19 protein-coding genes are annotated in these 20,288 nt (G+C 58.2%); 5 read left to right on the top strand and 14 right to left on the bottom strand.

The window, feature by feature from the left end; all coding sequences use genetic code 11:
• Positions 1 to 4 precede the first annotated feature (4 nt).
• The 14 genes from G5182_RS12780 to mioC all read right to left on the bottom strand — a co-directional run bounded on the left by G5182_RS12780 (position 5) and on the right by mioC (position 12,323).
• Positions 5 to 433 (bottom strand): F0F1 ATP synthase subunit epsilon, encoded by a 429-nt coding sequence (locus tag G5182_RS12780; RefSeq protein ID WP_005339345.1) that lies wholly within the window; start codon positions 431 to 433, stop codon positions 5 to 7.
• An 18-nt stretch (positions 434 to 451) separates the two neighbouring features.
• Positions 452 to 1,840, bottom strand: a complete 1,389-nt coding sequence (gene atpD, locus G5182_RS12775) for a F0F1 ATP synthase subunit beta (protein WP_026455856.1) — start codon at positions 1,838 to 1,840, stop codon at positions 452 to 454.
• Between the two features lie 33 nt (positions 1,841 to 1,873).
• Complete coding sequence (gene atpG / locus G5182_RS12770; RefSeq protein ID WP_041210471.1) at positions 1,874 to 2,740, bottom strand: F0F1 ATP synthase subunit gamma; 867 nt, start codon at positions 2,738 to 2,740, stop codon at positions 1,874 to 1,876.
• 42 nt (positions 2,741 to 2,782) lie between these two features.
• Positions 2,783 to 4,324 carry a F0F1 ATP synthase subunit alpha gene (gene atpA, locus G5182_RS12765; RefSeq protein WP_216952485.1) on the bottom strand — a complete coding sequence of 514 codons (1,542 nt, stop codon included), beginning with the start codon at positions 4,322 to 4,324 and terminating at the stop codon, positions 2,783 to 2,785.
• Between the two features lie 15 nt (positions 4,325 to 4,339).
• On the bottom strand, positions 4,340 to 4,873 hold the full coding sequence (atpH, locus tag G5182_RS12760) for a F0F1 ATP synthase subunit delta (protein WP_204480539.1): 534 nt from the start codon (positions 4,871 to 4,873) through the stop codon (positions 4,340 to 4,342).
• Between the two features lie 13 nt (positions 4,874 to 4,886).
• Positions 4,887 to 5,357, bottom strand: coding sequence for a F0F1 ATP synthase subunit B (gene atpF / locus G5182_RS12755; protein ID WP_204480536.1), 471 nt, complete (start codon positions 5,355 to 5,357; stop codon positions 4,887 to 4,889).
• A gap of 55 nt (positions 5,358 to 5,412) precedes the next feature.
• Positions 5,413 to 5,655, bottom strand: coding sequence for a F0F1 ATP synthase subunit C (atpE, locus tag G5182_RS12750; protein ID WP_005307205.1), 243 nt, complete (start codon positions 5,653 to 5,655; stop codon positions 5,413 to 5,415).
• 58 nt (positions 5,656 to 5,713) lie between these two features.
• The gene (gene atpB, locus G5182_RS12745) at positions 5,714 to 6,496 is read right to left on the bottom strand and encodes a F0F1 ATP synthase subunit A (protein ID WP_216952488.1); all 783 of its coding nucleotides are present in this window, start codon (positions 6,494 to 6,496) and stop codon (positions 5,714 to 5,716) included.
• Between the two features lie 8 nt (positions 6,497 to 6,504).
• A complete protein-coding gene (locus G5182_RS12740) occupies positions 6,505 to 6,915 on the bottom strand; it encodes an ATP synthase subunit I (RefSeq protein WP_216952492.1) in 411 nt (136 codons plus the stop codon).
• 190 nt (positions 6,916 to 7,105) lie between these two features.
• The gene (locus G5182_RS12735; protein ID WP_227341683.1) at positions 7,106 to 8,014 is read right to left on the bottom strand and encodes a ParB/RepB/Spo0J family partition protein; all 909 of its coding nucleotides are present in this window, start codon (positions 8,012 to 8,014) and stop codon (positions 7,106 to 7,108) included.
• Positions 8,011 to 8,814: a ParA family protein gene (locus G5182_RS12730; protein ID WP_216952494.1), complete on the bottom strand. Its 804-nt coding sequence runs from the start codon at positions 8,812 to 8,814 to the stop codon at positions 8,011 to 8,013. The genes G5182_RS12735 and G5182_RS12730 overlap by 4 nt, the downstream gene beginning before the upstream one ends.
• 26 nt (positions 8,815 to 8,840) lie before the next feature.
• Positions 8,841 to 9,467 (bottom strand): 16S rRNA (guanine(527)-N(7))-methyltransferase RsmG, encoded by a 627-nt coding sequence (gene rsmG, locus G5182_RS12725; protein WP_227341684.1) that lies wholly within the window; start codon positions 9,465 to 9,467, stop codon positions 8,841 to 8,843.
• Positions 9,468 to 9,475: 8 nt separating this feature from the next.
• Positions 9,476 to 11,365, bottom strand: coding sequence for a tRNA uridine-5-carboxymethylaminomethyl(34) synthesis enzyme MnmG (gene mnmG / locus G5182_RS12720; RefSeq protein ID WP_227341685.1), 1,890 nt, complete (start codon positions 11,363 to 11,365; stop codon positions 9,476 to 9,478).
• Between the two features lie 508 nt (positions 11,366 to 11,873).
• Positions 11,874 to 12,323: an FMN-binding protein MioC gene (gene mioC / locus G5182_RS12715; RefSeq protein ID WP_227341686.1), complete on the bottom strand. Its 450-nt coding sequence runs from the start codon at positions 12,321 to 12,323 to the stop codon at positions 11,874 to 11,876.
• 396 nt (positions 12,324 to 12,719) lie between these two features.
• On the opposite strand from mioC, the gene G5182_RS12710 reads away from it, so the two are divergent.
• The 5 genes from G5182_RS12710 to fhuB all read left to right on the top strand — a co-directional run bounded on the left by G5182_RS12710 (position 12,720) and on the right by fhuB (position 20,266).
• Positions 12,720 to 14,816, top strand: a complete 2,097-nt coding sequence (locus tag G5182_RS12710) for a TonB-dependent siderophore receptor (protein WP_227341687.1) — start codon at positions 12,720 to 12,722, stop codon at positions 14,814 to 14,816.
• A gap of 79 nt (positions 14,817 to 14,895) precedes the next feature.
• The gene (locus G5182_RS12705) at positions 14,896 to 16,590 is read left to right on the top strand and encodes a multidrug ABC transporter permease/ATP-binding protein (RefSeq protein ID WP_421252460.1); all 1,695 of its coding nucleotides are present in this window, start codon (positions 14,896 to 14,898) and stop codon (positions 16,588 to 16,590) included.
• Positions 16,578 to 17,342 carry an ATP-binding cassette domain-containing protein gene (locus tag G5182_RS12700; RefSeq protein ID WP_421231430.1) on the top strand — a complete coding sequence of 255 codons (765 nt, stop codon included), beginning with the start codon at positions 16,578 to 16,580 and terminating at the stop codon, positions 17,340 to 17,342. The genes G5182_RS12705 and G5182_RS12700 overlap by 13 nt, the downstream gene beginning before the upstream one ends.
• Before the next feature lie 18 nt (positions 17,343 to 17,360).
• Complete coding sequence (locus G5182_RS12695) at positions 17,361 to 18,287, top strand: ABC transporter substrate-binding protein (protein WP_227341690.1); 927 nt, start codon at positions 17,361 to 17,363, stop codon at positions 18,285 to 18,287.
• Positions 18,284 to 20,266, top strand: a complete 1,983-nt coding sequence (gene fhuB, locus G5182_RS12690) for a Fe(3+)-hydroxamate ABC transporter permease FhuB (RefSeq protein WP_421254425.1) — start codon at positions 18,284 to 18,286, stop codon at positions 20,264 to 20,266. The genes G5182_RS12695 and fhuB overlap by 4 nt, the downstream gene beginning before the upstream one ends.
• The last annotated feature ends 22 nt before the right edge of the window (positions 20,267 to 20,288 follow it).

Raw genomic sequence — 20,288 nt, 5'->3', positions numbered from 1 at the left:
GTTATTAGCGGTAATTCTTTTTGACGATATCGATGACTCGCAGTTGAGCCATCGCCTTGGCCAGCTCGGTGGCGGCCTGGGCGTAGTCGATATCACCATGGGAGCTGTGGATCCGCTCTTCGGCTGCGCGCTTGGCTTCCTGGGCTTTCGCCTCATCCAAGTCGTCAGCACGAATCGCGGTGTCCGCCAGCACGGTCACGGATTCAGGTTGTACTTCCAGCATACCGCCGGAGATGTACAGCACCTCTTCAGTTCCGTTCTGCTTCACCAAGCGGACCAGGCCCGGCTTGATGGCAGTCAGCAACGGAGCATGACCGTGGCGGAGACCCAACTCACCTTCGGAGCCTGATACCTGAGCGGATTGCACGCGACCGGAAAACAGTTTTCCTTCGGCGCTCACCACGTCCAGGTGAAAGGAGATCATCTCTGCCATGGGCCCTCCTGTCGAGGCTTACAGTTTCTTGGATTTCTCGACGACTTCGTCGATACCGCCAACCATGTAGAACGCCTGCTCGGGCAGATCGTCATACTCGCCTTTCAGGATGCCCTGGAAACCACGGATGGTCTCTTTCAGCGGCACGTATTTACCCGGAGAACCGGTAAACACTTCTGCTACGAAGAACGGCTGGGACAGGAAACGCTCGATCTTACGGGCACGGGCTACGGTCAGTTTGTCTTCTTCTGACAGTTCATCCATACCCAGGATGGCGATGATGTCCTTCAGCTCTTTGTAGCGCTGCAGTACGGTCTGAACGCCACGAGCGGTCTCGTAGTGCTCTTTGCCAACCACCAGCGGATCCAGCTGACGAGAGGTAGAGTCCAGCGGGTCAACGGCCGGGTAGATACCCAGTGCCGCGATTTGACGGGACAGTACGACGGTCGCATCCAGGTGGGCGAAGGTGGTCGCCGGAGACGGGTCAGTCAAGTCATCCGCAGGCACGTAAACGGCCTGTACGGAGGTGATGGAACCGGTCTTGGTGGAGGTGATACGTTCTTGCAGAACACCCATCTCCTCGGCCAGGGTCGGCTGGTAACCTACTGCGGAAGGCATACGGCCCAGCAGTGCGGATACTTCAGTACCGGCAAGGGTGTAACGGTAGATGTTGTCCACGAAGAACAGCACGTCACGACCTTCGTCACGGAACTTCTCGGCCATGGTCAGGCCGGTCAGCGCAACGCGCAGACGGTTTCCGGGCGGCTCGTTCATCTGACCGTAAACCAGAGATACTTTGTCCAGTACGTTGGACTCCATCATCTCGTGGTAGAAGTCGTTACCCTCACGGGTACGCTCACCTACACCGGCGAATACAGAGTAACCACTGTGTTCGATCGCGATGTTACGGATCAGCTCCATCATGTTTACGGTTTTGCCTACACCGGCACCACCGAACAGACCAACCTTACCCCCCTTGGCGAACGGACATACCAGGTCGATAACCTTGATGCCGGTCTCCAGCAGCTCGGTGCTGTTGGACTGATCTTCGTAGCTGGGGGCTTCACGGTGGATTGACCAGCTCTCTTCTTCACCGATCGGGCCTTTCTCGTCGATTGGCTCGCCCAGTACGTTCATGATCCGACCCAGTGTCGCAGTACCGACCGGAACCTGGATGGATTTACCGCTATTCATTACTTCCAACCCACGACGCAGACCGTCGGAGGAACCCATGGTGATGCAACGAACGACGCCGCCACCGATCTGTTGCTGAACTTCCAGCACCAGACCCTGGCCTTGACCTTCGCTAACGACCTTCAGTGCATCGTACACCTGGGGCACGGCATTCTGCGGGAACTCGATGTCCACTACAGCGCCGATGATTTGGACGATGAAACCGTTACTCATGTCAAATCCTCTAAACCTTTGATAACCCTTGCCTTACACCGCAGCAGCACCGGATACGATCTCTGTCAGCTCCTGGGTAATACTGGCCTGACGGGCCTTGTTGTATACCAGTTGCAGATCGTTAATCAGGTTACCGGCGTTGTCAGTCGCGGCTTGCATGGCAACCATTCGGGCTGCCTGTTCACTGGCCAAGTTTTCCACTACACCCTGGTAGACCTGAGATTCGACATAGCGAACCAGCAGGGTATCCAGCAGCTTCTTGGGATCCGGCTCATAGAGGTAATCCCAGTGGTGTTTCTTGGCCAGCTTGCTGTCTTCAGTTACGGGCAAAGGCAGCAGTTGATCGACCCGTGGTTGCTGCACCATGGTGTTGACGAACTTGTTGTACACCAGATACAGCTTGTCAATCTCACCGTTGTCGTAAGCCTTCAGCATGACCTTGACTGAACCAATCAGGTCATTGACGCTCGGGTTATCGCCCAGTCCTGCGACGTGAGCTTTCACCTTGGCGCCGTGCCGTTCAAAGAAGTTGGAGGCTTTGTTGCCGATCAGAGCCAGGTCAACCTTGGCACCTTTCGCGCTCCATTGCTTCATATCATTGAGGGCAGCCTTGAACAGGTTGATGTTCAGACCACCACACAGGCCACGGTCGGTGGAGACGACGATGTAACCCACTCGCTTGACCTCACGTTCGATGAGGTAGGGGTGTTTGTATTCCAGGTTCCCCTGAGCGATATGGCCGATCACCTTGCGCATGGTTTCAGCGTACGGACGGCTGGCAGACATGCGATCCTGCGCACGGCGCATCTTGCTTGCTGCCACCATTTCCATAGCGCTGGTGATCTTTTGAGTGTTTTTAACACTCCCGATCTTGTTACGTATCTCTTTTGCGCCGGCCATCTCTTCTCTCCATCAGGTGGCAGCTTGCGCTGCCACACTCGCTTACCAGGTCTGGGTTGCCTTGAAGTCATCCAGCAACGCAGTCAGCTTGCCAACGATCGCGTCGTTGTAGTCAGCCTTGGCATTGATTTCAGCCATCAGCTCAGCATGCTGGGTATCGGCGAAAGAGAGCAGAGCGGCTTCGAAGTCGAGGATCTTGCTCAACTCGACATCAGAGAGATAGCCTTTTTCCGCGGCGAACAGCACCAGAGACTGGTGAGCCACGCTCATCGGAGAGTACTGCTTCTGTTTCATCAGCTCGGTCACTTTCTGACCGTGGTCCAGCTGCTTGCGAGTTGCATCGTCCAGGTCGGAAGAGAACTGGGCAAAGGCAGCAAGTTCGCGATACTGGGCCAGCGCGGTACGGATACCACCGGACAGCTTCTTGACGATCTTGGTCTGGGCGGCACCACCCACACGGGATACGGAGATACCCGGATCAACCGCAGGACGAATACCGGCGTTGAAAGACTGGGAAGTCAGGAAGATCTGACCATCGGTGATGGAGATCACGTTGGTCGGAACGAACGCGGATACGTCGCCCGCCTGGGTTTCGATGATCGGCAGCGCGGTCAGAGAACCGGTTTTGCCCTTCACTTCACCCTTGGTGAACTTCTCTACGTACTCGTCGTTGACGCGAGCTGCACGCTCCAGCAGACGGGAGTGCAGATAGAATACGTCGCCCGGGAATGCTTCACGTCCTGGCGGACGGCGCAGCAGCAGGGAAATCTGACGATATGCAACGGCCTGCTTGGACAGGTCATCATAAATGATCAGGGCATCTTCACCGCGGTCACGGAAGTACTCACCCATGGAGCAACCTGAATACGGAGCCAGGTATTGCAGGGCAGCCGCTTCGGAAGCAGAGGCAACCACTACTATGGTGTTGGCCAGGGCGCCGTGCTCTTCCAGCTTGCGCACCACGTTGGCGATGGTGGAGGCCTTCTGGCCAATCGCAACGTAGACACACTTAATACCGGAGTCTTTCTGGTTGATGATGGTGTCGATCGCAATGGCAGTTTTACCTACCTGGCGGTCACCGATGATCAGCTCACGCTGGCCACGACCGATAGGGATCATGGAGTCGATGGCTTTCAGACCGGTCTGGACAGGCTGGTCAACAGACTTACGCTCGATAACGCCCGGGGCAATCACTTCTACCGGAGAGAAGCCATCGTGCTCGACCGGACCTTTACCGTCGATAGGCTGACCCAGGGTGTTGACCACCCGGCCCAGCAGACCACGACCGACCGGCACTTCCAGAATGCGGCCAGTACCTTTTACTTTCATCCCTTCGGCCAGATCGGCATAGGGACCCATCACTACGGCACCAACGGAGTCACGCTCCAGGTTCAATGCCAGAGCGTAGCGGTTGCCCGGCAGCTCGATCATCTCACCCTGCATGGCATCGGCCAGGCCGTGGATACGAATGATACCGTCACTCACGGAGACGATGGTACCTTCGTTACGCGCTTCGCTCTTTACATCAAACTGCGCAATGCGCTGCTTGATCAGCTCGGCGATTTCAGTGGAATTCAGTTGCATGCTCTAATACCCCAATCAAGATTGCAGCGCGTCAGCCATGCGATCCAGCTTGCCGCGGACAGTTCCGTCGATAACCAGATCACCGGCCTTGATGAGCACCCCGGCCATCAAGGACGCGTCGATGCTGCAATTCAGCTTCACTTTGCGCGCGAGACGTTGTTCCAGAGAAGCCTGAATATTGGCTTTCTGCTGGTCGGTCAGTGCAATCGCCGAAATCACGTCAGCCTGAACTTCTTTGTCCAGTTCAGACTTGAACACCACAAATTCGGCAACGACCGCCGGCAGCACACCCAAGCGACCATTCTCTGCCATTACCCGGATCAGGTTCTGGCCATGCTCGTCGAGTTGCTCCCCGCAGATGCTGACAAACAGTTTTGCCAGCTCGTCGGCAGCCACAGAGCCGTTAACCAGGGAGTGGATGGTCTCGTTCTTCACTACTTCCGCAGCGAAGCTGAGCATCCCCAGCCACTGATCAACCGCCTTGTGCTCAACGGCAAACTCGAAAGCAGCCTTGGCGTAGGGGCGAGCGATTGTAGTCAGTTCAGACATAGCCCCGTTCCCGTTACAGTTCAGCTACCAGTTTGTCGACGATGTCGCTGTTGGCAGCCTGGTCGATTTGGCGCGCCAGGATCTTCTCTGCACCCGCAATGGCAAGAGCAGCAACCTGCTTGCGCAGTTCCTCTTTGGCACGATGACGTTCAGCTTCAATCTCGGCACGGCCTTGAGCCAGGATTTTTTCCCGCTCAGCCTGAGCACCGACAGTTGCCTCATCAATGATCTGGGCCTTGCGTTTGTTGGCCTGTTCAATGATTTCAGCAGCCTGCAGCTTGGCTTCTTTCAGCTGATCGACGGCGTTGGCCTTGGCCAAATCCAGATCTTTCTTGGCTCGTTCGGCAGAAGAGAGACCGTCAGCAATAGCTTTCTGACGGGCTTCGATGGCAGCCATCAGCGGCGGCCATACATACTTCATGCAAAACACAACGAAGAAGAAAAAAGCAATTGCTTGGCCGAGGAGGGTGGCGTTGATATTCACAGCCGATGTCCTCTTTAGTTAGTTAATGGGTTATGCCTGGAGATGTCGTAACGACTTAGCCAGCAACCGCAAACATCACATACAGACCCAGACCAACGGCGATCATCGGGATCGCATCCACCAGACCCATTACGATGAAGAACTGGGTACGCAGAACAGGGATCAGATCAGGTTGACGAGCAGCACCTTCCAGGAACTTGCCACCCAGAATACCGATACCGATGGAAGCGCCGATAGCAGCCAGACCCATCATCATTGCAGCAGCGATGTACAGCAGGTCCATGTTCAAGTTTTCCATGAGGATCTCCATTTATTTAGATGTAATTGATTGTATAAAAAGGATTATTTGAGTCGCATCAACCATGGTCTTCCTGTGCCATCGACAGATAGACGATGGTCAGAACCATGAAGATGAATGCCTGCAAAGTGATGATCAAGATGTGGAAAATTGCCCAAGGCACGGACAGGATCCACTGTGACCACCAGGGTAGCAAACCCGCAATCAGGATAAAGATCAGTTCGCCAGCATACATGTTGCCGAACAGTCGAAGACCCAGAGAGACCGGTTTGGATACCAGCGTAACAGTTTCCAGGATGAGGTTAACCGGGATGGCCGCCGGGTGGTTGAAAGGCTGAAGCGTCAGCTCCTTCACAAACCCGCCGATACCCTTGACCTTGATGCTGTAATACAGGATCAAGAAGAACACGCCCAAAGCCATGGACATGGTGATGTTAACGTCAGCAGAGGGAACCACACGCAGATAGGGAATACCCATCAATTGTGCAGCGTGAGGGATAAAGTCAACGGGGATCAGATCCATCAGGTTCATCAGGAAGATCCAGACAAACACAGTCAACCCCAAAGGTGCGATGACCTTGTTGCGACCATGAAAGATGTCTTTGACGTTACCATTCACAAACTCGACCAGCATCTCCACAAAGCACTGCAGCTTACCCGGCACCCCGCTGGTAGCGTTAACGGCTACTTTGCGGAACAGCAGGATAAACAGGGCGCCTAGCACGACGGAGAATACCATTGAGTCGATATTCACCGTCCAGAACCCGGACCCGACTTGAAGGTGGGTCAGGTGGTGGGAGATATATCCCTGAGGAGTCAGGACTTCTCCGGTTGCAGACATGAGTTTTCCTAATAGTGGTTGTTAAGCGTGAATGAGACTATCCACTGTACAACGAGGGCGAGGATATAAGTGGCGAAAAACGAGACGGTAACGACCTCGACTTTCGCACCAAACAACAGAGCAAACAGACCTGCTGTCGAAACGAGCTTAATCCCAGCCCCACCATAAAAGTCCCGCAAAACCAGGCCCACACTCTCGGTTGTCACCTTGCGGCGCAGCACCCAGACAGTAAACAAGGCTTGAGGAACCCAGTACATCCCCCCTCCGTAAAGGGCGGAATAACCGGCGCTGGCACTAATCTGATAAAACCAGACAGCACTCATCGCCAGGATCAGGATGAGCTGACAAACGAGCATAACCCAGGCTAGCGTAAAACCTTCCAAGGCTATTTTCTGCTTCACCAACCTACCCCTGAACATTACAGAACTGTAAAAAATCGGGATCCGAAGACCCCATGTTAACAGCTCTTAAAGCCGGTCAAATTATACCCTTGAGGGCCGCTATTGCAATATGACAAAAATCCTTAATTTTTGCGGCTTTCCGCGGCAAATCAAGGTTATGGCCATATCAAAAGGAATGGATGTTTTATTACTACAAAAAGCGTAAGAATCACGATTCTGACACGCCAAAATAGCCCAATATACGGTCCAAATCGGATAAATTCTCGTAACTTATTACTAACTTTCCGCTATCCCGCTTGCCAGGCTGAAGTTGCACCTGATTGCCAATTTTTTCTGCCAGTTGGCGCTCCAGGTAGCCGATCTGCGGATCACGGGCCGGTTCGACCCTGGCTTTTGCCGGTTCAAGCGCTTTTTGCACCAGCTTCTCGGTATCGCGTACAGTCAGCCCTTTCTGGGCAACCAGCTTGGCCAGTTCGGACTGAGCCTGACCGCTCAGGGCCAGCAGGGCTCGGGCATGACCCATGTCGAGGTCGCCATGCTCGACGAAACGCTTCACGTCGTCGTTGAGCTGGTTGAGACGCAGCAGGTTGGTCACCGTGGTGCGGGACTTGCCCACCGCCTCGGCCACCTGCTGGTGGGTGAGTTCGAATTCGGTCAGTAGTCTTTGTAAAGCGACCGCCTCTTCGATGGCATTGAGGTCTTCCCGCTGGATGTTCTCAATCAGCGCGATGGCAACGGCAGCCTCGTCGGGTACATCCTTGACGATGCAGGGCACCACCTCGAGCCGCGCCAGCTGGGACGCGCGCCAGCGCCGCTCACCGGCGATGATTTCGAAGGATTGTTCGCCGAGAGGGCGTACCACGATGGGCTGGATCACCCCCTGGGCGCGGATGGAGTTGGCAAGCTCTTCCAGTGCATCCTGGGACATGTCCTTGCGGGGCTGGTACTTGCCGGACTGCAACCACTCCACCGGCAGCTTGCGCAGCTCCCCCTGGTTGGCGGGGGCCATGGCCTGCTCGGTGCGCTGATCGCTCATCACCTGTTTCTGGCGGGCAGCCGTGCTGGTACTGAGCAGGGCATCCAGCCCCTTGCCCAGTCCACGTTTTTTCGGAGTCATATGCTCTCTCGGTCTGCGATGGTCGCCTGACGTTCCTGCTCCTGGCGGCGCAGGATCTCGCCAGCCAGTGCCAGGTAGGCCTTGGCGCCCACCGATGATTTGTCATAGTGCATGGCCGGGGCACCGAAACTCGGGGCCTCAGCCAGTCTAACATTGCGGGGAATGATGGTGCGGTAGACCTTGTCGCCAAAGTGCTGTTTTAGCTGATCGGACACATCATTGGCCAGCCGGTTGCGGTGATCGTACATGGTACGCAGCACACCTTCGATCTTGAGATCGGGATTGACCACGGCGGCCAGCTTGCTGATGGTGTCGACCAGGGCGGTGAGCCCTTCCAGCGCATAGTATTCGCACTGCATGGGCACCAGCACGGAGTCGGCGGCGGCCATGGCATTCACGGTCAGCATGTTGAGGGAAGGTGGGCAGTCGATGAAGACGTAGTCGTACTTGTCCCGCACCGAGGCCAGCGCATTGCGCAGACGGATCTCGCGGGCGAAAAACTCCATCAGGCGGATTTCGGCTGCGGTCACGTCGGCGTTGGCGGCGATCAGGTGATAACCACCGGAAGTTTCGGGTATGATCACCTCGCTGATGGGAGCATCTTCGATCAGCAGCTCATAGGCGGTGCGCTCGACTTCGTACTTGTCGACGCCGCTGCCCATGGTGGCATTGCCCTGCGGATCCAGATCGATCACCAGCACCTTGCGCCGGGTGGCGGCCATGGAGGCGGCCAGGTTCACACAGGTGGTGGTTTTACCCACTCCACCCTTCTGGTTGGCTATGGCAATGACTTTTCCCACACTATCCCCTAAATGAAACTGCGACCCTATTCGGGCTGGATATGTTTGAATTCCAGCAGATGACGTTCGCCTTCCAGCTCCGGCACCCGCAGCTCATGACAGGCTACCAGACGGATATTGGCAGGCAACTGGGCCAGCTCCTCTGCGGGATATTGTCCCTTGAGCGCGAGGAAGCAGCCCTGTTCTGACGGCAGGTGGTGACACCAGCTCAGCATGTCCTCTAGCGAAGCGAACGCTCTGCTGAGTACACCATCAAACCCGACTTCGGGTTGATACTCTTCCACCCGGGATTTGATCGGCGTCACATTGGTCAACCCCAGCTCCAGAATGACCTGGCGGATGAAGTTGATCCGTTTGCCCAGACTGTCTAGCAGAACGAACTGCTTGTCCGGATTGATGATCGCCAGCGGCAATCCCGGCAGGCCGGGACCGGTCCCCACGTCGATGAAGCGCTCACCGTGCAAGTGGGGGCTTACCACCAGGCTATCGAGGATATGCTTGACCAGCATGGCGTCCGGATCTCGCACCGAGGTGAGATTGTAAGCCTTGTTCCACTTGTGCAGCAACTCGACCAACTGCACCAGTTGGCTCTTTTGGGTATCGGTGATAACAATTTCGGCCTGCTTGAGCAGGCCGTTCAATCTTTCCAACATGGGATTCCTCAGGCGGTTTTACGCAGCAGGCCGTGTTTTTTCAGGTGAACCAGCAGGATGGAGATGGCCGCCGGGGTGATGCCGGAGATGCGGGAAGCCTGACCAATGGTCTGCGGCTTGGCATCGTTCAGCTTGGTTTTCACCTCGTTGGAGAGGCCGTTCACATCGCGGTAGTCGAGATCCAGCGGCAGCAGGGTGTTCTCGTTGCGCAGCTGCTTCTCCACCTCGTCGTGCTGGCGCTCGATGTAACCGGCGTACTTGATCTGGATCTCCACCTGCTCGGCGGCGGCCGGATCGGCGATGGCCGGACCGACCCCGTCGATGGCCATCAGGGCATCGTAGGTTACTTCGGGACGACGCAACAGCTCTTCCAGACTCTGCTCGCGGGTCAGCGGGGTATTGACCAGAGCGTTGACTGCCTCCAGTGACGGATGTTGCGGGTGGATCCAGGTTGAACGCATGCGCTGACGCTCCAGCTCGACCTGTTCCATCTTGGCGTTGAATTTGCTCCAGCGCTCGTCATCCACCAGACCCAGTTCGCGACCGATGGCAGTCAGGCGGATATCGGCGTTGTCTTCCCGCAGCAGCAGGCGATATTCGGCGCGGCTGGTGAACATGCGGTAAGGCTCGCGGGTCCCCAGGGTGGAGAGATCATCCATCATCACACCCATGTAGGCCTGATCCCGACGCGGGTTCCAGGGATCCTTGTCCTGGGCACGCAAGGCCGCGTTCAGACCGGCCATCAGGCCTTGTGCCGCCGCCTCTTCGTAACCGGTCGTCCCGTTGATCTGGCCGGCGAAGAACAGGTTTGGAATGCACTTGCTCTCCATGTTGGCCTTGAGATCCCGCGGATCGAAGAAATCATATTCGATGGCATAGCCGGGGCGAGTGATGTGGGCGTTCTCGAAGCCACGCACGGAGCGAACGATCTGCACCTGCACGTCAAACGGCAGGCTGGTAGAGATCCCGTTCGGGTAGAGCTCGTGGGTGGTCAGGCCTTCCGGCTCGACGAAGATCTGGTGCGCCGTCTTGTCGGCAAAACGGGTGATCTTGTCTTCGATCGACGGGCAGTAGCGCGGGCCGATCCCCTCGATCACCCCGGCGTACATGGGGCTGCGATCCAGGTTATTGCGGATCACTTCGTGGGTACGCTCGTTGGTGTGGGTGACGTAGCAGGGCACCTGACGGGGATGCTGGCTGGCATCGCCGATAAACGAGAAGACGGGGCGCGGATCGTCGCCGTGCTGGGCCTGCATCACAGAGAAATCGACGCTGCGAGCATCGATGCGCGGCGGCGTACCCGTCTTGAGACGATCGATGCGCAGCGGCAGTTCACGCAGGCGCTGGGCCAGAGCGATCGAGGGAGGATCCCCGGCACGACCGCCCTTGTAGTTTTCCATCCCGATGTGGATCAAACCATTCAGGAAGGTACCGACCGTCAGCACCACAGTCTTGCCGCTGATGCGGATCCCGCTTTGGGTGACCACACCGGCAACACGATCCCCATCCATGATCAGATCGTCACAAGCCTGCTGGAAGATCTTCAGGTTCGGGTAGTTCTCCAGCATCTGGCGAACGACAGCCTTGTAGAGCAGGCGATCCGCCTGGGCACGAGTGGCTCGTACTGCCGGGCCCTTGGAGGAGTTGAGGGTGCGGAACTGGATCCCGCCAAGATCGATGGCACGCGCCATGATCCCGCCGAGTGCGTCAACTTCCCTGACCAGGTGTCCCTTGCCGATCCCGCCGATCGCCGGATTACAGGACATGTGTCCCAGCGTATCAATATTGTGGGTCAGCAACAGGGTGTTCATGCCCATACGGGCTGCCGCTGTTGCTGCTTCGGTTCCGGCATGACCGCCACCGACGACGATCACATCAAATTGTTCATGGTATTGCATTGGGATCACCTTGATCTGCACGCCTGAAGATCTTTATTTGCCTGGGCTAAAGGGCGGAACATTCTATCTGTTTCGCGTCCTGAGGGGAACGTCTACTTAACGTTCAGTATGAAGGGAGGATCCACTAATTAGATCTTAAGGATCTTTAGATCGATCTTTTACTGGATCTCTTATTAGGATCCGCCCTTTCTGTTGATAAGCACTTTTTGATCATAAAGATCATTAATTTAAGGACGATCCTAGCTTGTGGAAAAGCTTGGATCCTGGCTCGGTGAACGAGGGGATAACCAGGACTTTTATACACAGAGGTCTGTCGGTCTGGATCTAATACATGGATAACTATAGGTTTTGCAGAGCTTTACACCGTAGTTATGCACATTACCCCTGGGCGTTGTGGGTAACCTTGTAGAACAACTCCCCCGGATCAATCTGTTAATAACACGGTGGATAGTCGATCTGGGGATAAGTGGGGAGATCAAGCTTTTTTTCAGGATCTCCCGCACGCTGATCAGACGATCATCGTCATCCAGTCGCGGATCCACACTTCTGCGGCATCTTCGGGGATCTCGTGTTGGGTCACATCTATGTCGAGCCGCTCGCCGATCCGGCTGGCACCGCATTCGGCCAGCAGCCGATCCAGCGTCTTGCCACCCTGGCAAAAGGTGTCATAACTGCTGTCACCAAGGGCAATCACTCCATATTTCAATGAATTAAGATCCGGATGCTGCTCGGCAAGATCCTTGGCGAAGGGTTGCAGGTTGTCGGGCACATCCCCGGCACCATGGGTGGAAGTGACCACCAGCAGGATGGATCCCGCATCATCCAGCACCTCTGCCAGCTTGGCCGGGTTGTGGATCCGAGTCTGGTGGCCAGCCTGTTCCAGCAGGTTGGCGACGTGGTCTGCGACATATTCGGCGGCGCCCAGCATGGAGCCGACGACGAGATTGAGTTTGGCCATGGAATGGATCCTGATTTCAGACAAAGAAACGGAAAGCCGGATTCTACCGCCAAAGGGTGTGGATAAATATGGATAAAGCTTGGGGATAATGGATCCAGTCAGATAATGCCACCGGATCCATCCTGCCGATCTTTTTTCTGCTTCTTTATATTCCTCTCCATTGTCTTCTCCGCTCATGGCTCTCCTGATGACTCCCATCCCCTGCGAGATCCTGCCAATGATGCAGCTAGATAACAATGTAGATGCAAATGATTAGCAATTATTGAATCGATTCGATCACGGCTCCTGTAGTAGGATTGCGCTGCTTTATTCGCCCATGGAACAGGGTGATGTCGTGACAAACGACCACAAATAACAATTAAAACAACATAACTCATTGATAAACGAGACTTTAATATGATTGCGCAAAAATACACTACAGGACCCGGCAAGAAGGGCGCCTTCGGCGTGCTTTCGCTCTCCGGTTTGCTCGTCTCCCTGCCGCTGATGGCCGAACAAACCACCGCTGAGCTGCCCAAAGCCAGCGAAACCATGGTGGTGACCGGTACGGCCATGAAGGTGGAAGTGCCGATGGCCGAGACCCCTCGCGCCGTCTCCGTGGTTAATCGCGAGGAACTGGATCAGCACGCCGTGTTGCAGCTGGATGAAGCGATTCGCTACCGTTCCGGCGTATTGACCGGTCTCTATGGTTCCGACAACAACACCGACTGGTTCAAGGTGCGTGGCTTCGATGCCGCCTCTTATCTGGATGGCAACCGCTTGTTTGGCACCGGCTACTACGTCTGGACGCCGGAACCGTTCGGTCTGGAGAGTGTGGAAGTGCTGAAAGGGCCAGCCTCGATCCTTTACGGTGAGGCGCCTCCGGGCGGGGTGATCAATGCCATCAGCAAGCGGCCGACCGCCACGCCGCAAGGGCAGGTGGATCTGCAGCTTGGCAGCCGGGATCATCGTCAAGTCGGGGTGGACGTCTCTGACGCGCTCTCCGACAACAGCCGCTACCGCATGGTTGCTCTTTATAAAGAGCGTGATGGGGTGCTTACCGGTACTTACAACGATCGGGTTTATCTGGCGCCCAGCGTCACCTTCGATCTTTCGGATCGTACCAGCCTGACCCTGCTGGCCAGTTTTCTGCACGACGAAGGGGTCCCGACCAACGGCTTCTTCCCGGTCTATGGCACCCTGAATACGTCAGGTGGCCAGATTGATCCCTCCACCAACCTGAGCCAGCCGGATTACGATCGCAACCGCAATACCCAGATCTCCACCGGTTACGAGCTGGCCCACCAGCTCAACCAGACCTGGGAGTTCAAGCAGAACGTCCGCTTCAACTACAACGATCTGCTGCTGCGCCAGACCTATATCTTCCCGACCTATGAAGGCACAACCGCCAGTCGTGGCCTGGTTTACCGCGATGGCAATACCAAGAGTGCCACTATGGACAACCAGATGGTGGGCTACTGGAACACCGACAGCACCGAGCAGACCTTGCTGCTGGGGGTGGATCTGCAGCGTCACGTCAATGAAGGGGTCGAGGCCGACAACTACGCCATGGGCTCCATCAATACCATGAACCCGGATTACAGCGGCTTCCCCGGTTTTGATGAGTCGACTGCTACTCACCAGAAGAGCAGCAAGGGCCAGAGCGGTCTCTATGCCCAGCACCAGATCCGCTGGGACGATCGCTGGTTGCTGACTGCCGGTGGCCGTTTTGACTATGTGGAGACCCACAACACCAATACCAGCAAGGACGAGCGCCAGTACGATCACGAGCTCTCCCTCTCGGGCAGCCTGATGTATCTGGCTGACAACGGCCTCTCTCCCTACTTTGCCTATGCCGAGTCGTTCGAGGTGCTGCCGGGGATCGATCCCAACACCAAGAGTTCCTACAAGCCGCTCAAGGGCAAGCTCTACGAGACCGGCGTGAAGTATGCGCCTGCCTTCCTCGACGGTTACATCAATCTGGCGCTGTTCGATCTGGCCCAGACCAACTCGCTGGTCTCTACCGGTTCCGGCCAGCAGACCCAGGCGGGTGAAGTGACCTCTCAGGGGGTTGAGCTGGAAGGGAGCGTGCAGGTGACCGATGCGCTGCGTCTGACCGCTGCTTATACCTACACCGATGCCAAAACCAACGACACAGGCAGTAGCGATCGCCGTGCCAGCCTGATCCCGCGCCACCAGGCCTCCTTCTGGGGTAACTACAAGGTGCAGCAAGGGGTGGCTTCGGGTCTGGAGCTGGGTACCGGTGTGCGTTATATCGGTTCCAGCGTGGGTATTGGCGCCGTGAATGCGGACTACACCCCCATCTACGGCTCTGCCGAGGTGCCGGCCCATACCGTCTGGGATGCGATGATCGGGTATGACTTTGCCAAGAACTGGCGTGCCCAGCTCAACGTCAACAACCTGCTGGGTGAAACCTACGTGGCCAGTTGTGACTACTACTGCTACTACGGCGAGCCGCGCAGCGTAGTGGGCAGCATCAACTACCGCTGGTAATCGAAGTCGGGCGGGAACCGGATTCCCGCCCTTCTTTTCACCCGCAGTTGTTCTGATCTCTCTGGAATACCGGTCCGTTATGGAACTCTTGTCTCTGGTTTATCGCCAATATCGTTGGCCCTTTATCGCCATCACCCTGCTCAGTCTGCTCAGTGCCGTCAGCGGGATTGGCGTCATTGCTTTTATCAATCAGTCTCTTATCGAATCTATAGGTGATCCGCTGCCGATCCTCGGTCAGCTGGTCGGCCTGATTGTGTTGCTGCTGGTGATCACTCTCGGATCTCAGCTGGCCCTGACCACTCTCGGTCACCATTTTGTCTACCGGTTGCGTGGCCGTCTGCTCAAGCAACTGTTGGATACCGATGTCGCCCGCATCCGCCAGATTGGTCAGGGGCCACTGCTGGCCTCCCTCTCCAGCGATATCGGCCAGATCACCATCGCCTTCGTGCGCCTGCCTGAGCTGGTGCAGGGGCTGGTGCTCACGCTGGGTTCTGCCCTTTACCTTGGCTGGCTCTCTCCTGCATTGCTCGGGGTGACTGCGCTCTGGGTCACCGTCACCATGGTGGTGGGCTGGTTGCTGGTGAACCGTGTTTATCGCCATCTCTCCCACATGCGTCAGGCCGAAGATCGGCTCTATCAGAACTATCAGGCCATCATCGCGGGCAGCAAGGAGCTGGCGCTCAACCGCGAGCGGGCTCACTTCGTTTACCACCAGCTCTATGAGCAAGATGCCCGTGACTACCGCCAGCAGATCATTCGCGCCGACACCTATCACCTGAGCGCGGTGAACTGGTCGAATATCATGATGCTGGGGGCGATCGGTCTGGTCTTCTTTCTGGCCAACGGCCTTGGCTGGGCCAACACCAATGTGGCCGCCACCTTCGCGCTGACCCTGCTGTTCCTGCGCACCCCGCTGTTGCAGGGGATTGGCGCCCTGCCGACCCTGCTTGCCGCTCAGGTGGCGTTCGACAAGATCGCCGCCCTCAATCTGGCCGAGCCGGATGCGGACTTCCCACTGCCGCCCGCCATCCGCCCCTGGCAGCGTATCGAGCTGGAGCAGGTGAGCTTTCACTATCAGGGAGAGGGCGGCTTTGCCGTTGGCCCCATCGATCTGGTCATCGAAAAGGGGGAGCAGATCTTCATTATCGGCGGCAATGGCTCCGGCAAGTCGACGCTGGCCATGCTGCTGACCGGCCTTTACCAGCCGGTATCGGGCCGGATCCTGCTGGATGATGAACCCGTCACCGATCGCAACGGCTATCTGGCGCTCTTCTCCGCCATCTTCACCGACTATCACCTGTTCCAGCATCTGCTGGGGCCAGACCCCAAAGATGAGCTGGTCGCCGAGTGGCTGGAGCGGTTGCAGATGGGCAGCAAGCTCACCATCGAGGATGGCTTTATCACCGATATCGAGCTCTCCCAGGGGCAGCGCAAGCGAGTCGCCCTGCTGCTGGCGCTGGCCGAGCAGCGCGAGGTGATGCTGTTTGACGAGTGGGCCGCGGATCAGGATCCCCAGTTCCGCCGCATCTTCTATCAGCTGCTGTTGCCGCGCCTCAAGGAGATGGGCAAGACGGTGATTGCTATCAGTCACGATGATCACTACTTCGCGCTGGCCGATCGCCTGCTGGAGATGCGTCAGGGCCAGCTCACCGAACTGACCGGCGCGCGCCGCGCCGCAGTGAGCCGCGATGCGATCGCCCACCTGGATTGCGAGGTGCCGGCACCGATGAGACTGGCGACAAGCCAGCACAGGAATTGCTTATGTTCGAGATGAAATCAGCCAGCTTTACGGTCAATGACCGCACGCTGCTGCACCCCACTAACCTGCGTTTCGAGCAGGGACAGGTCTATGGCCTCATCGGCCACAATGGTTCGGGCAAATCGACCCTGCTCAAGCTGTTGGCTCGCCAGCAACCGCTCAGCGATGGCGAAATCCTGTTCGATGGCAAGCCGCTGCACGACTGGGGCAACCGGGAGTTCGCCCGTCAGGTGGCCTATCTGCCCCAGCATCTGCCGAGCGCCGAGAATCTGCTCGGGCGGGAGCTGGTGGAGATGGGCCGCTACCCCTGGCGCGGTCTGCTGGGCCGGATGGGGGCGGAGGATCACCGTCAGGTCGATCGGGCTATCGCCCTTACCCATACCGAACGCTTTGCCGATCGGCTGGTGGATACCCTCTCCGGCGGCGAGCGAGGGCGGGTCTGGCTGGCGATGCTGCTGGCGCAGGAGAGCCGCTTTATCCTGCTGGACGAGCCGCTGGCCGCGCTGGATGTGGCCCATCAGGTGGAGGTGCTGACGCTCGTCAAGCAGTTGAGTCGTCAGCTTAACCTCGGGGTCATCATCGTCATTCACGACATCAATATGGCCTCCCGCTTCTGCGATCGGCTGGTGGCACTTCACTCCGGCCGCCTGCTCACCCACGGCGAACCTGAGGGGATCATGACCAGCGAGACCCTGCACGCCATCTATGGCATTCCGATGGAGGTCATTCGCCACCCGGCTCATGCCCATCCCATCGCCATCGTTTAGATAAGGCTTGTTACCTCGATGCTTTTATTCAAGAAAGTTGGCTGGTTCTGCTGCCTCTTGGCTCCGTTTATGTTGCAGGCCGAGCCAACGATGCCTGCCGCTGCAGAGCTCCCTCAAACCGATGCTGTGAAGTCGCTACCCCGTATCGCCACCGTTGACTGGACCATAGCCGAGACCCTGCTGGCGCTCGGGGTGACTCCGCTGGCCGTTGGGGATGCAGGTCCCTATCAGGCATGGGTCGGCGAGCCACGGCTACCCGCCGGGGTGGTGGATATCGGCCTGCGCACCCAGCCCAACCGCGAGCTGCTGGCGGAGCTCAAACCCGATCGCATCCTCATCTCGCCGCTGGCGGCCCCGCTGGCGCCAACTCTTTCCCGCATCGCGCCGGTGAGCACCATCGCCCTCTATGATGGGCAAACCGATCTGTGGCAGCGGCTGCACGAGGTGACCCTGACCCTCGCTCGTATGGTGGGTAAAATCGCCGAGGGCGAACGGCTGCTGGCGGGGCTGGATCGGGATCTCGCCAGCATGCAGGTCAGATTGCCTGCGGATCTGCCGCCCCTGCTGGTGGTGCAGTTTATCGATGAGCGCCATGTGCGGGTGTTTGGTCGCCACAGCCTGTTCGATGCGGTGATAACGCGGCTCAGGCTGCAAAATGGCTGGCAGGAGCAGACCAATGACTGGGGTTTCTCGGTGGTCAGCATCGAGCAGTTCATGACCTTGCCAACCGCGCGGCTGGTGGTGGTCGATCCCATTCCGGTCGGGGTGAGTGAACGGCTTCAGGAGCCGGGGTTGTGGCAGCATCTGCCGCTGGTACGGCAGGCGCCCGTGCTGCATCTGCCTGCGGTCTGGAGTTTTGGCGGCGTACTTGCCGCCCGCCGTTTCGCCGGTCTGCTCAGCGATGCATTGCTGCAAGATGCCGAGCGTATGGAGGCTAACCGATGAAGCGACTGCTCACATCGCCGCTGCTGCGGCCGGTCTCGATCCTGCTGGGGTTGACCCTCTCGCTCGGATGTTGGGAGCTGGCTCGCCAGCTGCCCGGTGCGCTCTGGTGGCAGAGCCTGTTCGCCCCCAATCTGGATGACGTCAGCCAGGCGGTGGTGCATTTCAGTTGGCTGCCCCGTTTGGTGGTCACCCTGCTGGCCGGAGCGGCGCTCGGGCTGGCGGGCTCCCTGATGCAGCAGGTGCTGCGCAACCCGCTCGCGTCTCCGACCACCTTGGGGGTAGCCTCCGGCGCTCAACTGGCGTTGATGATGGTGACCCTATTTGCCCCCTCCTGGTTGCTGCTGGGGCGGGAGTGGATCGCCATGGCCGGCGGCAGCCTTGCGATGGCACTGGTGTTTGCCCTGGCCTGGCGTCGCCAGCTCAATCCGGTGGTCATCGTCTTTGCCGGGCTGGTGATCAACCTCTATCTGGCGGCCATCAGCATGGGGCTCTTGCTGTTCTTTCAGGAGGAGCTGAAAGGCTTGCTGGTGTGGGGCAGTGGCTCGCTAGTGCAGAACAGCTGGAGCGGGGTGAGTTATCTGTTGCCCCGCCTGCTGGCAGCCGCTTTGCTGGCCGCAGTACTGGTGCGCCCGCTGGCGGTGCTGGAGCTGGATGATGCCAGCGCCCGCAGTCTGGGGGTCTCCCTCCAACACTTGCGACTGGCGGGGCTTGGCTTGGCGGTATTTGTCACCGCTTGCGTGGTGAGCGTGGTTGGGCTAATCGGCTTTATCGGATTGGCAGCGCCCGCCATGGTGCGGCTGCTCGGGATCCGTCAGCTTGGCCAACGGCTATTGTGGACACCGATCCTCGGCGCCCTGCTGCTGGCGGCGACCGATCTGCTGCTGCAGAGTCTGAGCCGCTTCTGGCCAGTCTTGATCCCCACTGGCGCCATGACCGCCATGCTGGGCGCGCCGCTGCTGCTCTGGCTGATCCCGCGCCTTGGCATCAAGTCGGGTACGCCAAAGGCAAACGCCGGCCTGCTGGTGGCCCGCCATCCGGCACCGGCTCGCCTTATTGGCCTGTTGCTGGTCGGGCTGATGCTGGCCGTGGTCGCCTCCCTGCTGGTTGGACAGGGGATGATGGGCTGGAGTTGGCCAAGCTGGCTGCGCTGGCAGGCCCAGCTGGAGTGGCGGCTGCCGCGCACTCTGGCGGCGGGGGCTGCTGGCGTGCTGCTGGCGCTGGCGGGCACCCTGTTGCAGCGGGTCAGCAACAACCCGATGGCGAGCCCGGAGTTGCTGGGGGTGAGCGGCGGCACCTTTATGGGGGTGATAGCGACGGCCTTACTGCTGCCAGCTTTGCCGTTGCCCATAATGCTGCTGGGCGGCCTGATCGGGGCCTTCGCTTGTCTCTTGCTGCTGGTAGTGGTCAATCGCAAGCACGGCTTCCAGCCGGAGCGGATCCTGCTCTCAGGTATCGCCATCACGGCGTTGTTTGAGCCGCTGCAGGCCATCGCGTTGGCCAACGGTGACCTGCGGGTGCAGCAACTGCTCTCATGGATGTCCGGTTCCACCTACTACGTCACCCTGCCGGTGGCCTATGGGCTGGTGGGGCTGGCGCTGTTGATGCTGGCCGCCTGCCTGCTTGTCAGCCGCTGGCTCGATCTGCTGCCAATGGGGAGTGCGGTGGCGACCGCGCTGGGCATTCGCCTCAACAGTGCCCAGCTCGCCATCCTGCTGCTGGTGGCCGTGCTCACTGCCAGCGCCACACTGGTGGTGGGGCCGCTCTCCTTCGTTGGTCTGCTGGCACCACATATGGCCAAGCTGATGGGGTTGGTGCGGGCACGCTGGCACCTGCTTGGGGCCGCCGCTTCCGGCGCCCTGTTGATGGTATCGGCGGACTGGGTCGGCCAGCAGATCCTCTTCCCGCAGGAGGTGCCGGTCGGGCTGGTCTCCACCCTATTAGGGGGCGCTTACTTCATGTGGTGCCTGCGCCGCCTTTAGGTTTGTGGATTGGCTATCGTGT

It is taken from the genome of Aeromonas sp. 600948, assembly GCF_049174875.1.
In the GTDB taxonomy this organism is placed as follows: domain Bacteria; phylum Pseudomonadota; class Gammaproteobacteria; order Enterobacterales; family Aeromonadaceae; genus Aeromonas; species Aeromonas veronii_A.
The sequence above is the reverse complement of the archived record's forward strand: the minus strand, read 5'-3'. Positions and strand labels throughout refer to the sequence as shown.

Excerpts from the sequence above, each read along its gene's own strand:
- G5182_RS12705 (WP_421252460.1), top strand. The coding sequence starts at position 14,896 with ATGGAACTCTTGTCTCTGGTTTATCGCCAATATCGTTGGCCCTTTATC.
- atpB (WP_216952488.1), bottom strand. The coding sequence starts at position 6,496 with ATGTCTGCAACCGGAGAAGTCCTGACTCCTCAGGGATATATCTCCCAC.
- G5182_RS12740 (WP_216952492.1), bottom strand. The coding sequence starts at position 6,915 with ATGTTCAGGGGTAGGTTGGTGAAGCAGAAAATAGCCTTGGAAGGTTTT.
- G5182_RS12710 (WP_227341687.1), top strand. The coding sequence starts at position 12,720 with ATGATTGCGCAAAAATACACTACAGGACCCGGCAAGAAGGGCGCCTTC.
- G5182_RS12695 (WP_227341690.1), top strand. The coding sequence starts at position 17,361 with ATGCTTTTATTCAAGAAAGTTGGCTGGTTCTGCTGCCTCTTGGCTCCG.
- atpA (WP_216952485.1), bottom strand. The coding sequence starts at position 4,324 with ATGCAACTGAATTCCACTGAAATCGCCGAGCTGATCAAGCAGCGCATT.
- G5182_RS12700 (WP_421231430.1), top strand. The coding sequence starts at position 16,578 with ATGTTCGAGATGAAATCAGCCAGCTTTACGGTCAATGACCGCACGCTG.
- rsmG (WP_227341684.1), bottom strand. The coding sequence starts at position 9,467 with ATGTTGGAAAGATTGAACGGCCTGCTCAAGCAGGCCGAAATTGTTATC.
- atpG (WP_041210471.1), bottom strand. The coding sequence starts at position 2,740 with ATGGCCGGCGCAAAAGAGATACGTAACAAGATCGGGAGTGTTAAAAAC.
- atpH (WP_204480539.1), bottom strand. The coding sequence starts at position 4,873 with ATGTCTGAACTGACTACAATCGCTCGCCCCTACGCCAAGGCTGCTTTC.
- mnmG (WP_227341685.1), bottom strand. The coding sequence starts at position 11,365 with ATGCAATACCATGAACAATTTGATGTGATCGTCGTCGGTGGCGGTCAT.
- atpE (WP_005307205.1), bottom strand. The coding sequence starts at position 5,655 with ATGGAAAACTTGAACATGGACCTGCTGTACATCGCTGCTGCAATGATG.
- mioC (WP_227341686.1), bottom strand. The coding sequence starts at position 12,323 with ATGGCCAAACTCAATCTCGTCGTCGGCTCCATGCTGGGCGCCGCCGAA.
- G5182_RS12735 (WP_227341683.1), bottom strand. The coding sequence starts at position 8,014 with ATGACTCCGAAAAAACGTGGACTGGGCAAGGGGCTGGATGCCCTGCTC.
- G5182_RS12780 (WP_005339345.1), bottom strand. The coding sequence starts at position 433 with ATGGCAGAGATGATCTCCTTTCACCTGGACGTGGTGAGCGCCGAAGGA.
- fhuB (WP_421254425.1), top strand. The coding sequence starts at position 18,284 with ATGAAGCGACTGCTCACATCGCCGCTGCTGCGGCCGGTCTCGATCCTG.
- atpD (WP_026455856.1), bottom strand. The coding sequence starts at position 1,840 with ATGAGTAACGGTTTCATCGTCCAAATCATCGGCGCTGTAGTGGACATC.